Origin of the sequence: Mesorhizobium sp. (genome assembly GCF_041661565.1) — a bacterium.
Lineage (GTDB): Bacteria > Pseudomonadota > Alphaproteobacteria > Rhizobiales > Rhizobiaceae > Mesorhizobium.
In genome coordinates this window covers 13,312-26,530 of sequence record NZ_JBAZUD010000027.1, presented here as the reverse complement: position 1 = coordinate 26,530, position 13,219 = coordinate 13,312, and the positions used below count along the sequence as shown (strand labels likewise).

Sequence of the window (13,219 nt, the reverse complement as noted above, 5' to 3'; positions counted from 1 at the left end):
TGCGCCTAAACTCGTTGGCCAGTCAGAGTTGGCTTCTCAGCCATTCCAGGGTTTCGCCAACGCCGACGAGGCCATATTGCGCCGCGGTCTGCGCCGGCGGCCTGATCCGTATCGAAATTCCCCCGGCATCATTCACGGCCTCGAAGCCGTTTTCGTCGGGCGTGTCGTCGCCCAGGAAGACCGGCCGGCGGCCCGCGAATGGCGCGATGGCCATGAAGCGCCGGATGGCGGCGCCCTTGGCGGCTTCGAGCGGCAGCAGCTCCACGCCGGCATTGCCGGGGACCACCCGGTAACCCTTCGGCAGCGAGGCCAGGGCCTGCTCGACAAGCTCAGTCGCGCGTGGGAGTAGGTGCGGAGCGGCGCGCGTGTGGATCGCCAGCACCCGTCCCTTGCGCTCGATATGCGCCTGCCCTCGGCCCAACTCGGCCTCGATCTCGTCCGCGAGGGCCGCGATGTCGGCGGGTTCTCCGGCGGCTTCGACATCGTCATCGGGCATCAGCCTGTGTTCCAGGCCATAGAGCCCGGCGGCGCGGAGCTTCAACGGCTGGAAAAGATGGTCGACGACCGCGACCGAGCGGCCCGTGATGACGGCCAATGCCCCGTCCAGTTTGCGCTCCAGGTCTTGCAGCAAGGACCGCAGCTCGGCACTGACCGATACGGCGTCCGGATGGTCGGCATGTTCCAGCAAGGTGCCGTCGATGTCGAGGAACAGCGCCCAATCGCCTGTCAGCAGGGCGGGCGGGGCTTGCAGAGCTTCACTCATCAGATTGCCATCCTTTTCCGCTCGGCGATTGAGATGACATTGTCGATGGCGGACGGCGTGGCGCCAGCGCCGGTTACCTTGTCGAGATCACCGCGCTTGCGCAGGCGCGCCGCATCCAGGAGCATGCTGCCGGCCCAGCGATAGACATTGTTGTTGCGAACGATCTCGCGCATGGGCCGCATGCGCTCGCGCTGTTCGTCCGGCGTCATGGTCAGCGCCTGCAACAGCGCCTCGCTCATCATGGCGGCGTCGTAAGGATTGACGATAAGCGCCTCCAGCAACTCCCGCGACGCGCCGGCGAACGTGCTGAGCATCAGGACGCCCTGCTCGTCGTCACGCGCGGCGACGAATTCCTTGGCCACCAGGTTCATGCCGTCATGCAGGCTGGTCACCATGCAGATGTCGGCGCCGCGATAGATCTCGTAGACCTGTTCCTGCGAGTGGTGTTCGGCCACCATGATGACCGGTTTGTAGCCCTCGCTGCCATAACGCTCATTCAGCTCCTCCGCATAGCGGTGGCATTCGTCATGCAGCAGCTGATAGGCCGGCAGCGTGCCGCGGCTGGGCGCCGCTATCTGCAGGAAGACCAGCTTTCCGATCCATTCCGGGTAGCGCTTGAACAATTCGTCCAACGCCTGGAACCGGTCGAGAATGCCCTTGGTGTAGTCCAGGCGCTCGACCCCGACGCCCAGCTTCACATCCGGCTTCAGGGAGAACCTTTCGCGCAGGCGGGCGCGGCAGTCCTCGACGTCGGGCAGTTTCGCCAGCAGCTCCGCCGGCCATTCTATGGAGATCGGATAGGCGTGCACCAGCGTCGTCTGCCCGCCATAGGAGATGGCCGCGTCGGCACGCTCTATGCGGCTTTCCAGGAAGCGATCGACGCTTTCGGTGAAATTGTTGGCATGGAACTGGGTGTGGAAGCCGATGATCGAACTGCCGAGCAGCCCCTCGAGAATGCGTTCTCGCCACGGGCAGATGCTGTACACCTCGGAGTTCGGCCATGGGATATGCCAGAAGGTGATGACGATGGCCTCGGGCAGGCGCTCGCGGATCATCCGTGGCAGAAGCGCGAAGTGGTAATCCTGAACCAGCACGATCGGCCGCTCGTTGCGGGCTTCGGCAACAACCGTATCGGCGAACTTGCGGTTGACGGCCTCATAGGCTTCCCAGTCCGACTGGCGAAAAATCGGCCGGGTGAAAGCGATATGGCAGAGCGGCCAGAGCCCCTCATTGGCGAAGCCGAGATAATAGCCCTGATATTCTTCCTCCGTGAGCCAGACCCGCCGCAGCGTGTAGGACGGATTGTCGGGCGGCACCTGCACGCGATCGTCCTTGTCCACCGTTTCACGGTCGGCGCTGCCGCCGCCATAGGCGATCCAGGTGCCGGCGCAGGCGCGCGTGATCGGCTCGAGCGCCGAAACAAGTCCGCTGGCCGGAACCAACAGTTCGATGCCGTCACCCTTGGTGTTGTGGATATAGGGTTCGCGGTTGGAGACCACGATGACCTGCGCGTCCGGCAGGTCGTCGGCCAGGATCTTGCGTAAGGTTTCGGGCGACCATGTCACCAGGGCGGAATCGACCGACTGGGCGTTCTTCTCGAACTCCCGGATCACCTTGCGCGCGGCTTCCGCGGCCACGTCTTCGCCCGACGGTCGCGCAACAATTGGAGGATGAGCGCGGCGGTGCCTGGACAGGGAGAAGAAAACGGCGAATGCGGAAAACCCAAGGCTCGCGATGATCAAAACCCAGAGGAGAGCCGCGCTATAATCGGTCATTGAATGCCAACTCGCCCGGCCGTTCGGCGGCCGCTTGCTGATGTTTCCGATTTGAAGTCCTGCCCCGGCAATCAGCTCATTGCCCAAGGCTGTGTTTTTGCAACGCACAAAACCGGGATCGGTTCCGGTAATTGCCCCTCATGTCCTGACGATGAGCGGCACCAGCCCTTCATGCCGATCGGCAAGAAAAGCCACGACACGGTCGCCGACCCGCTGGAATGTCAGGTCGACCCTGGTATCGCCAACGCCCAGATGGCGCAGCGTAAGCGTGTCGATACCGATCGGCAGACGCGGGCGGGTAACGCGGATCTCTCCATCCCACCCATCGATCTCGAGGCCAAGGCAGGCTTGCATCAGCATGAAGGCCGAACCCGCCGACCACGCCTGCGGCAGGCAGGCAACCGGGTAGGCGATCGGCGCCTCACCCGGCGCACGGGTGAAGCCGCAGAACAGTTCGGGCAGCCGCATGTTGAAGTGGACCGCCGATTCGAAGGTTCCGCTCATCAGGCGGACTACGCTTTCCCTTTCACCATAGCGCGCCAACCCCGCCCCGCAGATGGCGGTGTCGTGCGGCCATATGGAGCCATTGTGGTACGACATGGGGTTGAAGAACACGGCATCGTCGGCCAGCGTGCGCAAGCCCCAGCCGGAATGGAAAGAGGCGGACAGAAGCTGGTCGGCGACCATCTTCGCCCGTTCAGGTTCGGGTAGCCCGACAAGCAGCAGATGCCCGGCATTGGAGGTGCGCACCTTGCAGGGTTCGCCCGCACCATCGATGGCGAGGGCATAGAAACCCAAATCTTCCAACCAGAAATCGCGCTCCACCGCGACCCGCATGGCCTCCGCGCGGCTCTCCCAGTGGTCCGCCCTCTCGTTCTCGCCGCGGCGGCGGGCGAGCTTGGCCAGCCCCCGGAAGGCGGCAAAGACATAGCCTTGCACCTCGACCAGCGCGATCGGACCCTTGGGAATGCGGCCGTCGGCGTGGAAGACGGAATCGAAACTGTCCTTCCATCCCTGGTTGGCGAGCCCGGACTCGGCCGCCCGCTGATAGGTGACGAAGCCGGTCTCGCGGCCGGCCTCCTCGGTCCATTCGGCCGCGGCGCATAGCGAGGGCCACAGGCTGTCGATGAACGCCATGTCGCCGGTACGATCGGCATAGGCACAGGCAAGATGGATGTAGAGCGGCGTCGTATCGACGCCGCCATAGTAGCGGCCGAACGGAAGCTCGCGCAGCGCCACCATCTCCCCCTTGCGGGTTTCATGCATGATCTTGCCCGGCTGCGAATCGCTGAACGGCGACGTCTCCGTCGCCTGATGTTCCGCCAGGAAGGCGAGCACGCCGCGCGCCAGCCCCGGGTTGAGCCACAGCATCTGCAGCGCCGAAATGACGCCGTCGCGGCCGAACGCCGTCGAAAACCAGGGGATGCCGGCATAGGGATAAGGCCCGGTTGCAAGCTCGGTGGTGAGCAGCGCGACGTCGGCGCGGGCACGCTCGACCCAGTCGTTGAAGACGCGGCCGGAGCTGTGCACGGTCGCGCCATGCCGTCGCTTGGCCCGCATGCCAAAACGCGCACGCGCCGCGGCGGCCCGGAAACGGTCGCGGTCGGGCGCGTCCGCCGCCGCTGACCCCACTTCGATGTAGAGAACCTTGGAACTGCGCTTGCTCACCGCGAGCAGGAAGTCCGCCCGGTCGCTCGTCAACTGGTCCGGTGCTTGCGAGAACGATATCGCGGAAGCCCGGGCCACGCCGTCCAGCCCGTCGTAGCGCAGCAGCACGCTGCTCGCATTCGTCTCGGCGACATGAGCCACCCCACGCTTGGCCCGTGTCGAGCCGCGCACTTCGAACATGTCGCGGAAATCGGCGGCAAAGCTCAGCGAAACCCCGATCGTCGAGCTTTCCCGGCTGTAATTGGCAAGGGTGATTCGTTCGAACAGCCTGTCCTGCCACAGCAGCCTGACGCGTTCGACATGGATCGCGCCCTGCGGAATATCGTGTCCGCCGGCGCTCTGGATGGGCAGATTGGTCAGGTTGGTGGTGAACAGCACATTGTCCTGGCTGAGGGAAGCGCCAAGCAACGATGTCTGCCTGCCGCCGACGGTCAGCCGGAATTCCGAGAGCACTCTCGTGTCGTCGCGGAAGAAGCCGTCGCCCGCGCCGCGTATGTCGCCATAAGCGTCGGCAACGACGAAACAATCGCCCTGCTTGAGCGCGAACAGCCGGTGCGGCTCACGCGGAGCTGTCTCGTCCAGCGAGGCAAGCGCCACGGCGGGATCGAGCTGGCGCTCGTCGAGTTTTGTCATCAGTCACAAATCCCTGTCATTTCGCGTCCGCGCTGGCGCGTCGCGGTTACGATGCCTTCGCTTCGTTCGGAACGCCGATCAGCCGAGCGTAAGCGGCCAGATAGTCGCCCGCCATTCTTCTGGCGGAGAACCGTTTTTCGAAAACGGCCCTGACCTTTCGTCTGTCGAGGCGCAGCAGCTCCGGGACGGCGGCAACCGCGCCGTCCATCGTATCGGCGATAAAGCCGGTGACGCCCTGATCTATGATCTCCGGCAGCGCGCCGCAATTCCACGCGATCACCGGCGTGCCGCAGGCCATCGCCTCGATCGCGGCAAGACCGAACGGTTCCGGCCAGTCGATCGGAAACAACAACCCGGCCGCCTTGCCGAGGAATTCAGCCTTCTGGTTCTCCTCGATCTCGCCGACATAGTCGATGCGATCGCCGTCGATCAGAGGCTCGACCACTTCGTGGAAATAGGCGCGATCATCATCGCCGATCTTGGCCGCAAGCTTCAGCCTCAGGCCCGAGCGCTGCGCGATCTCGATGGCGCGGTCCGGCCGCTTGTCGCGGGAAAACCGGCCGAGGAAGACAAGATAGGGTTCCTCCGCCGCCGTCTCGAAAGTCGGCTCGTAAATGTCGGTCGGCAATCCATGGTGGATCGTCGCCAGCCAGTTGGCCTGGGAAAGCCCTGTCCTTTGGCTGTGCGAAATGGAAATCATCGGAAAGCGCGGGAACCGCTCATAGGCCGGCGCCAGGTCGACATAATCCAGCCTGCCATGCGGCGTCGTCACCGTTCGCCCGGCCATGTCCTCGAAGAACGAGAAGTGCAGGAAATGGCTGAGGTGGAAATGGATGACGTCGAACTCCCGCGCCCTGTCCCGCACCTCTGCGAGCATCGAAAGATGCGCCGCCGTCTCCGATTTCAGCGGTCGCGGATCGAGACGAAGGGCGCATTCGCGGCCCGGCACCAGTTTTGCCGACGTCCGGCTGTCGCCGCTGGCAAACAGCGTCACCTCATGTCCGAGATCGACCAGCGCTTCCGTCAGATAGGAGACGATGCGCTCGGTGCCGCCATAGAGTTTGGGCGGCACCGATTCATAAAGCGGCGCGACATGGGCGATTTTCATATGTCATCCTGGTTGCAGGGCATTCAGGGTCGAAATGCGTCAGCGCCTCGATTGGTTCCGATATCGTGATCGACGTGGCCGCGCACGGTGCAAGGCTAACGGAGCGCCGTTTCCTTGACTGGCGGCCGTTGGCACGATGATCAGGCGGCCTTGGCCGCCGGCATCGGATGGATGGCGTGGAACGGGATGCACAGCCGGTTCCAGGTGTTGATCATGCCGAGCGCCACGGACAGCTTGACCAGTTCCTCCTCCGAGAAATGCTCCAATGTACGCGCGTAGAGCTCGTCCGAAACGCCATTGTTCGCGATCAGGGTCACGGCTTCCGTCCAGGCGAAGGCGGCGCGCTCACGCTCGGAAAACAATGGCGATTCCTTCCAGGCCGCGACCAGATAGAGCCGCTGCTCGGTCTCGCCGTCGCGCCTTGCCTCGCGGCTGTGCATCTCGACGCAGTAGGAGCAGCCATTGATCTGCGAAGCCCTGAGCTTGATCAGGTGGAGCAGGCTCACCTCCAGCCCGCATTCATCGACCGCCTTGTTCAGCGCCGACACGGTCTTCATCAGATCGGGCGCCTTGGCGAAAAACTGCAGCCTCTGTTTCATCGTCTTGTCCTTTCCTGCGTGTTTTCAGGTTGCTTGGTTGAACTCGATTTCTGCGGCCGCTGGTGGCGCGCCACGAAGGCACAGCTCGCGGCGATCGATCTCGGATCGCCTTCCGCCTGGTAATCCGCCACGATGTCCGACAACCGTGTTTCGGCAAGCGCGGCGCGGTAGGCTCGCTCGGCCTTCAGCATCGCAGCGTTGATGCCGCATGGTTTCACGTAGGCGGAGGCATCGAGCTTGACCGGGCCGTTGCGGCGAATCTCGCCGCAGCGGAAAGCCGGTTCGCGCCCTTCTATGGCCAGCACGATGTCGAGCAGCGTTATCCGCTCGGCCGCCCGCGCCAGCCGGTAGCCGCCCGCCGGACCCGGCACCGATTCCAGGATTCGTGCCGCGGCCATCATGTTGAGGTGCTTCAGGAGATAGCTCGGCGACAGGCCAAACGACTCCGCGAGCGCGGCCGCCGGCATGGTGCTGTTGGGCACGACACTCGCCAGCGTGGCAGCGCAGTGGATTGCCGCTTCAACGCCCTCGCCAAGCTTCATGATGTCGTTCTCCAATTCATGGATAGATTATATCGTGGATAAGATATATCCGCAATAAGAAAATGAAGAGCCATCCGTTTTCGATGCGGGAATACGTCGGGATTTGGCAAAGTCGGCGCGGACAGCGTCTTTCTCCCCGTCCCTATACGGGGAGAAATGCCCGGCAGGGCAATGAGGGGCAGCGCCACTGCGGCACACAAGGCACCCTCGGCAAACGCTTAGGCGATTGCGCGACGTAAGTGATGAGGGGACGACAAGCCGCGCAGATTATCTCAAGAGGGAAGCGCTGCCCCTCATCCGCCTGCGGCGACACCTTCTCCCCGTATAGTGACGGGGAGAAGGAATCTGCTGCGCCCTCGGCGGTAAACTACTCCGCTGCCACCTTGGCCATCGGATTGTTCGGATGCGTGGTCCAGTTGGCGTAGATCGGCGACACCGGCTTGCCGGTGCGCTGGTCGAGCACGCCGGCCGCCAGCGGCTCCATCGTGATGCAATTCTCCACCGGGCAGACATTGACGCACAAATTGCAGCCGACACATTCGGCTTCGATCACTTCGAAATACCTGACGCCGTCGACCATGTTGGTGATCGCCTGGTGCGAGGTGTCCTCGCAGGCGATGTGGCAGCGGCCGCATTTGATGCAGGCGTCCTGGTTGATATGCGCCTTGGCGACGTAGTTGAGGTTGAGATACTGCCAGTCGGTGACGTTGGGCGTGGCGCGGCCGACCACATCGTCCAGCGTCGCATGGCCCTTCTCGTCCATCCAGTTCTCCAGGCCGGCGATCATCTCCTGCACGATCTTGAAGCCATAGGTCATCGCCGCCGTGCAGACCTGAACATTGCCGGCGCCGAGCGCCATGAATTCGGCGGCGTCGCGCCAAGTGGTGATGCCGCCGATGCCGGAGATCGGCAGCCCGCGTGTTTCCGGATCACGCGCGATCTCGGCCACCATGTTCATGGCGATCGGCTTCACCGCCGGGCCGCAATAGCCGCCATGCGAACCCTTGCCGTCGATGGTCGGCTGCGGCGCGAACGAGTCCAGGTCGACGCCGGTGATCGAGTTGATGGTGTTGATCAGCGAGACGGCATCCGTGCCGCCTGCATGCGCTGCCCGCGCCGGCTTGCGGATATCGGTGATGTTGGGCGTGAGCTTGGTGATGACGGGCATGCGCGTGTACTGCTTGCACCAGCGCACCACCATTTCGATATATTCCGGCACCTGGCCGACGGCGGCGCCCATGCCGCGCTCCGACATGCCGTGCGGACAGCCGAAATTGAGCTCGATGCCGTCGGCGCCGGTTTCCTCGACCAGCGGCAGGATGGCTTTCCAGCTTGCCTCTTCGCAAGGCACCATGATCGAGGCGACCAGAGCCCGGTCCGGCCAGTCCATCTTGACCTGCTTCATCTCGCGCAGATTGGTCTGCAGGTCGCGGTCGGTGATCAGCTCGATGTTGTTGAGGCCGAGCAGCCGCCGGTCCGCGCCCCAGATCGCGCCGTAGCGCGGGCCGTTGACGTTGACCACCGGCGGGCCTTCCTCGCCCAGCGTCTTCCACACCACGCCGCCCCAGCCGGCCTTGAAGGCACGGATGACGTTGTAGGCCTTGTCGGTCGGCGGCGCCGAGGCCAGCCAGAACGGATTGGGCGATTTGATGCCGACGAAATTGTTGCGGATATCAGCCATGCTCATGCCCTCCCGTTCGAGGTCAGTGCCCGATGGATGCTCTCGGCCGCGTCGCGGCCCTGTGCCACGGCCGAGACCGTAAGGTCATTGCCGCCGAATATGCAGTCGCCGCCGGCCCACACCTGGGCCAGCGAAGTACGCCCTTCCGCATCGACCTTGATGCGGCCGGCTTCGAGGTCGATCGCGGCACCGCTGCCGTTGAGCGCCGTCGGCACAAAGCTCTGGCCGATCGCCTTGAATACCTGGTCGGCGACGAGCGTCAGCGTCTCGCCGGTGCCGGCAAGCCTGTCGCCGTCCATGGCGGTGTATTCGACTTCGATGGCGCTGACCTTGCCGCCTTCGGCAATCACCCGCCTGGGCTGCAGCCAGTGACGGATGGTGACGCCATTGGCGGCGGCCAAATCCTGCTCGAACTCGGAAGCGTTCATGTGCTCCTGGCCGCGCCTGTAGCAGATCGTCACCTCCTCGGCGCCGAGCAGCTTCGACTGCACGGCCGCGTCGATCGCCGTCATGCCGCCGCCGATGACGACGACGCGGCGGCCGACCGGCAGGCTGGAGAGATCGCTGGCCTGGCGCAGTTCCGAGATGAACTCGACCGCATTGGTGACGCCGAAGGCGTCCTCGCCTTCGGCGCGTAGCCCGTTGACGCCGCCAAGCCCCATGCCGAGGAACACCGCGTCGTAGTTGCGGATCAGGTCGGAGAGCTGATAGTCGCGGCCGAGCGCCTTGCCATTCTGGATATCGATGCCGCCGATGGCGGTCACGTAGTCCACCTCCGCCTGAGCGAAATTGTCGACGCTCTTATAGGCGGCGATGCCGTATTCGTTGAGGCCGCCGGCCTTTGGCCGCGCTTCCAGGATGGAAACCTCATGGCCGTGACGGGCGAGACGGTGCGCGGCGGCGAGCCCGGCCGGCCCGGCGCCGACGACGGCGACCGTCTTCCCGGTCGGCGCGGCGCGTGGATAGAACTGCTTGTTCTCGCGCATCGCGGCGTCGGTGGCGTAGCGCTGCAGGCGGCCGATCTGCACCGGCTTGCCTTCGGCGATCTCGCGCACGCAGACTTCCTCGCACAGCGTCTCGGTCGGGCAGACGCGGGCGCACATGCCGCCCAGGATGTTCTGGTCGAAGATCGTCTTGGCCGAGCCGATCGGGTTGCCGGTCGAGATCTGGCGGATGAACAGCGGAATGTCGATCGAGGTCGGGCACGCGTTCATGCATGGCGCGTCGTAGCAGAAGTAACAGCGGTCGGACTCGACCAGCGCCTCATGGTGATCGAGCGGCGGGTGCAAATCGGAGAAATTGTCGGCGTACCGGTGGGGAGGGAGCCGGCCGCCGGCAATGCCTTCCCTGTTCTGGCCTTCTGGCATCGTGCGGTTCCCCATGTTTTCGTTTTGAGAAAAGCTAGCACGTTTAATTTTTTTATCAATTGGTCAATTTTTGACCCAACTCCTTGAAAAGATATGCCAAAAACATGACCCGTTTGCTCATCTTATTTGGGTGTTGCTGTTTCTGGGCAGCCCTAATCGCCACGGCCAAGCCGGGTCCTGTGAATCGCCATGATCTCATCCGCCACCAGTTCCTGCAGCCGCCACAAATTACGGTCGCGGATTCCAAACGCTTCAAGGTGGCTGACCGTGTTGTAGAGATATTCCGCACCGGAGCCGATATGCCCGCAGGCGCGGGCCAGCACGCCTGCCACGCGGTCGAGCGGCTGGTTCAGCGATGTTCCCCTGCCCTTCACGCCGACCCAGAAGCCGATCGCCCGCATCATGCCATCCGCCGTGCGCACCGGCAGCCACCTGACCGAACTGACGCTTTCATGGTCGTTGATTTCGCGCCGCAACAGCCTTTCGATCTGCGCTGGCTTCTCGCCGTCCGGCAGGCGGTAGATGACGCCGTCGCAGCGTCCGCCCCGTTCGAGCGCCATCATCAGCCCCGGCTGTTCGAGGCTGCCGCGCCAGCGTACCATGTCGAGGCAGAAGGAGCGGTGCCAGCCGAAGGCCGTGGCGAGCCGCTGCTCGACGGACTCGAATTCCGGTTTCCAGATCAGCGACCCGTAGGCGAACACCCAGAGCGGCCCCTCGTCGGCAGCGAGCGACAGCCGCACGGCAAGATCCCGGAAATCCCCGTCGGTCATCTCCGTCCAGCTCGGATCCGGCCCGGGATCGGCCTCCGGTCGATGGCATAGTGCGACAAGCTCTGGCGTGAGCGACATCCGGCGCATGAACGACACCCCGTTTGACACAGAGAAATCGAAATCCGCCGCTCAGGCAAGTCTGAAAGGCGGGCCTGCGACGATGGCCTCTTTGCACTTTGTAGGATTTTCGTCGCGCGGATCGTCCTAGGATCGGATCGAAGAGATCCATAAGCGAGCGAAGGAGACCGACAATGCCGAAATCGCCAATGCCCTTCTTCTGGTACGAGTTGATGACATCGGACATCGACGCGGCCGAGGCCTTCTACACCGCCGTCATTGGCTGGAAGGCCGAGCCTTTCAACCAGGCACCCGGCATGCCGCGCTATATCGTGGTCAACTCCGCAGAAGGCGGCGTTGGTGGGCTGATGACCATGCCCGAAGGGCCTGCAAGCGCGGGCATGCCGCCAGCCTGGCTCGGCTACATCAAGACATCCGATGCAGATGCCTCCACCGAGGCTCTTGTGGCGGCGGGCGGTGCCGTCCACCGTGAGCCCTCGGATATTCCCGGGGTCGGCCGGTTTGCCGTCGTTGCCGACCCGCAAGGCGCCACCTTCATGTTCCTGCAGCCCAATGGGCCGGACCAGCCGCCGCTTCCGGCCACGACGCCCGGGCATGTCGGCTGGCACGAACTCTACACGACCGACTGGAAGGCAGCCTTCGACTTCTATTCCAGCGAGTTCGGCTGGACCCGGGCCGGCGATTTCGACATGGGCGAGATGGGAAATTATCGCACCTTCGCCGCCGGACCCGACTTTGGCGGCGGTATGATGGACAAGCCCGCTCAGGTTCCCGTCCCCGTGTGGCAGTTCTATTTCAACGTAGCGGCCATCGACGCAGCCGCCGACCGTGTGACGGGCAACGGTGGCAGGGTGCTGATGGGCCCGATGGCGGTGCCCACAGGCCAGTGGATCATTCAGTGCCAGGACCCGCAGGGCGCGCATTTCGCCTTGCTGGCGCCTGTAAGATGAAGCGACCCTCTGGTACCCGGCCGCTGGTCACTCCGGCGTCAGCACCGCAACCTTGAGCTCGGCCTTCTTCGCGCCGCTGAACTGGACGGTGGCCGGGCCGGCGGCGAGCTTGAAGCGAATGCTCTTGCGGATATCCCTGCAGGTTTTCACGCCACTATAGCCGGCCGACCTGACGGTGTGGCCATCCTGGATGACATCAACCCAGGCTTCGCCCGAGAGACTGATCTGGATCGCTCCCTCGGGCGGCACCTCCACGCTGGCGACGGCACCGAACGTGCCCTCTGCCGGGGACCGTTCGGGCGGCAGCGTGAAACCGGCCTTCTCCGCCGGGACCAGCGCAAGGTCCGCGGCGTCACCCACCGCCAATGTCGTTCCCGACGATGCTGCCGGTGCGGCGGCGAACAGGGCCTGTTCCCGCGTCACCGGCCATTTGAAGGCTTCACAACCGGCGTCCTCGGCAGTGGCGAAACCGCTGCTTGCAAGGATTGCGAAGAGGCTGATGATGACTTTTTTCATGGCGAAGGACCCCAGCTGCTCGAAAACGTCTCCAACAGCTATACAACCATGACGGTATAAATGCAACCCTGGCGTGAGCATCATGAAGCCGAAAACTGGGACAATTTGTCACCGATTGTTGATGACGGAGGGAGGGACGTGACTGGTCCATCTTGGCGCGATGGCCTATGGCCGGGCGGGAGGGTGACATTGGAGTTCAAATGAAGCTGTTCGAAACCCTCTCCCGCTACCAGCCGCAGGCGCTCGGCGTGCTGCGCATCATGACCGCGCTGCAGTTCATCGAACACGGCACCCAGAAGCTGTTCAACTTCCCCGTCAGCGCCGCGCCGCACGCCCTCGGCGGGCTGTCGCTGACCGCCGCGATCCTCGAATTTGCCGGCGGTAGCCTGCTGGCGCTTGGCCTGTTCACCCGCCCCGTCGCCTTCGTGCTCGCCGGCGAGATGGCGGTCGCCTATTTCATGGCGCACATGCCCCGCGACTTCTTCCCGGTCAACAACAGCGGCGATGCGGCGATCTCCTTCTGCTTCATCTTCCTCTATCTTGTGTTTGCCGGCGCCGGCGCCTTCGCGCTGGACAATCGCAAGGCATGATCTTGAGCGGGGTTACCTTAACCCCGCATCCGCTCGAAATTGGCCTCGAACAGCGGCGCCGCCTGGATGCGCGCGGCGTGTCGCTTGCCCAGCAACTCGATTTCGAAGCCTTCGCTCTCGTCGGCGATCTCCTTGGGCACATTCCCGACAGCGACCGGCTGTTTCGAGTGATGCGCGTA

12 protein-coding genes and 1 pseudogene are annotated in these 13,219 nt (G+C 63.9%); 2 read left to right on the top strand and 11 right to left on the bottom strand.

The window, feature by feature from the left end; translation table 11 throughout:
• Positions 1-22: 22 nt before the first annotated feature.
• The 9 genes from otsB to WC739_RS07310 form a co-directional block, all read right to left on the bottom strand.
• A complete protein-coding gene (gene otsB, locus WC739_RS07350; protein WP_372952360.1) occupies positions 23-763 on the bottom strand; it encodes a trehalose-phosphatase in 741 nt (246 codons plus the stop codon).
• Positions 763-2,538: a trehalose-6-phosphate synthase gene (locus tag WC739_RS07345; protein WP_372952359.1), complete on the bottom strand. Its 1,776-nt coding sequence runs from the start codon at positions 2,536-2,538 to the stop codon at positions 763-765. The genes otsB and WC739_RS07345 overlap by 1 nt, the downstream gene beginning before the upstream one ends.
• 138 nt (positions 2,539-2,676) lie before the next feature.
• A complete protein-coding gene (locus tag WC739_RS07340) occupies positions 2,677-4,839 on the bottom strand; it encodes a glycogen debranching N-terminal domain-containing protein (protein ID WP_372952358.1) in 2,163 nt (720 codons plus the stop codon).
• 46 nt (positions 4,840-4,885) lie between these two features.
• Positions 4,886-5,947 carry a glycosyltransferase family 4 protein gene (locus tag WC739_RS07335; protein WP_372952357.1) on the bottom strand — a complete coding sequence of 354 codons (1,062 nt, stop codon included), beginning with the start codon at positions 5,945-5,947 and terminating at the stop codon, positions 4,886-4,888.
• A gap of 140 nt (positions 5,948-6,087) precedes the next feature.
• Positions 6,088-6,546: a carboxymuconolactone decarboxylase family protein gene (locus tag WC739_RS07330; RefSeq protein ID WP_372952356.1), complete on the bottom strand. Its 459-nt coding sequence runs from the start codon at positions 6,544-6,546 to the stop codon at positions 6,088-6,090.
• Positions 6,543-7,088 (bottom strand): Rrf2 family transcriptional regulator, encoded by a 546-nt coding sequence (locus WC739_RS07325; RefSeq protein ID WP_372952355.1) that lies wholly within the window; start codon positions 7,086-7,088, stop codon positions 6,543-6,545. Before WC739_RS07325 ends, WC739_RS07330 begins: the two co-directional genes overlap by 4 nt.
• A gap of 367 nt (positions 7,089-7,455) precedes the next feature.
• A complete protein-coding gene (gene preA, locus WC739_RS07320; protein ID WP_372952354.1) occupies positions 7,456-8,769 on the bottom strand; it encodes an NAD-dependent dihydropyrimidine dehydrogenase subunit PreA in 1,314 nt (437 codons plus the stop codon).
• Between the two features lie 2 nt (positions 8,770-8,771).
• The gene (locus WC739_RS07315; protein ID WP_372952353.1) at positions 8,772-10,136 is read right to left on the bottom strand and encodes an NAD(P)-dependent oxidoreductase; all 1,365 of its coding nucleotides are present in this window, start codon (positions 10,134-10,136) and stop codon (positions 8,772-8,774) included.
• 152 nt (positions 10,137-10,288) lie between these two features.
• A complete protein-coding gene (locus tag WC739_RS07310) occupies positions 10,289-10,993 on the bottom strand; it encodes a gamma-glutamylcyclotransferase (protein WP_372952352.1) in 705 nt (234 codons plus the stop codon).
• Positions 10,994-11,157: 164 nt separating this feature from the next.
• Here WC739_RS07310 and WC739_RS07305 point away from each other — a divergent pair, with 164 nt between their 5' ends.
• On the top strand, positions 11,158-11,934 hold the full coding sequence (locus WC739_RS07305) for a VOC family protein (RefSeq protein WP_372952351.1): 777 nt from the start codon (positions 11,158-11,160) through the stop codon (positions 11,932-11,934).
• Positions 11,935-11,961: 27 nt separating this feature from the next.
• Here WC739_RS07305 and WC739_RS07300 read toward each other — a convergent pair whose 3' ends face one another.
• Complete coding sequence (locus tag WC739_RS07300; protein WP_372952350.1) at positions 11,962-12,450, bottom strand: hypothetical protein; 489 nt, start codon at positions 12,448-12,450, stop codon at positions 11,962-11,964.
• Between the two features lie 200 nt (positions 12,451-12,650).
• Between WC739_RS07300 and WC739_RS07295 the strand changes: the two genes are divergently transcribed.
• Complete coding sequence (locus tag WC739_RS07295) at positions 12,651-13,040, top strand: DoxX family protein (RefSeq protein ID WP_372952349.1); 390 nt, start codon at positions 12,651-12,653, stop codon at positions 13,038-13,040.
• A 17-nt stretch (positions 13,041-13,057) separates the two neighbouring features.
• Here WC739_RS07295 and WC739_RS07290 read toward each other — a convergent pair.
• Positions 13,058-13,219, bottom strand: a pseudogene (locus WC739_RS07290) (glycine cleavage T C-terminal barrel domain-containing protein); the annotation flags it as partial.

What these genes read in the sequence shown, in the direction of transcription:
- otsB (WP_372952360.1), bottom strand. Translation starts at nt 763, where the DNA reads ATGAGTGAAGCTCTGCAAGCCCCGCCCGCCCTGCTGACAGGCGATTGG.
- WC739_RS07345 (WP_372952359.1), bottom strand. Translation starts at nt 2,538, where the DNA reads ATGACCGATTATAGCGCGGCTCTCCTCTGGGTTTTGATCATCGCGAGC.
- WC739_RS07340 (WP_372952358.1), bottom strand. Translation starts at nt 4,839, where the DNA reads ATGACAAAACTCGACGAGCGCCAGCTCGATCCCGCCGTGGCGCTTGCC.
- WC739_RS07335 (WP_372952357.1), bottom strand. Translation starts at nt 5,947, where the DNA reads ATGAAAATCGCCCATGTCGCGCCGCTTTATGAATCGGTGCCGCCCAAA.
- WC739_RS07330 (WP_372952356.1), bottom strand. Translation starts at nt 6,546, where the DNA reads ATGAAACAGAGGCTGCAGTTTTTCGCCAAGGCGCCCGATCTGATGAAG.
- WC739_RS07325 (WP_372952355.1), bottom strand. Translation starts at nt 7,088, where the DNA reads ATGAAGCTTGGCGAGGGCGTTGAAGCGGCAATCCACTGCGCTGCCACG.
- preA (WP_372952354.1), bottom strand. Translation starts at nt 8,769, where the DNA reads ATGGCTGATATCCGCAACAATTTCGTCGGCATCAAATCGCCCAATCCG.
- WC739_RS07315 (WP_372952353.1), bottom strand. Translation starts at nt 10,136, where the DNA reads ATGCCAGAAGGCCAGAACAGGGAAGGCATTGCCGGCGGCCGGCTCCCT.
- WC739_RS07310 (WP_372952352.1), bottom strand. Translation starts at nt 10,993, where the DNA reads ATGCGCCGGATGTCGCTCACGCCAGAGCTTGTCGCACTATGCCATCGA.
- WC739_RS07305 (WP_372952351.1), top strand. Translation starts at nt 11,158, where the DNA reads ATGCCGAAATCGCCAATGCCCTTCTTCTGGTACGAGTTGATGACATCG.
- WC739_RS07300 (WP_372952350.1), bottom strand. Translation starts at nt 12,450, where the DNA reads ATGAAAAAAGTCATCATCAGCCTCTTCGCAATCCTTGCAAGCAGCGGT.
- WC739_RS07295 (WP_372952349.1), top strand. Translation starts at nt 12,651, where the DNA reads ATGAAGCTGTTCGAAACCCTCTCCCGCTACCAGCCGCAGGCGCTCGGC.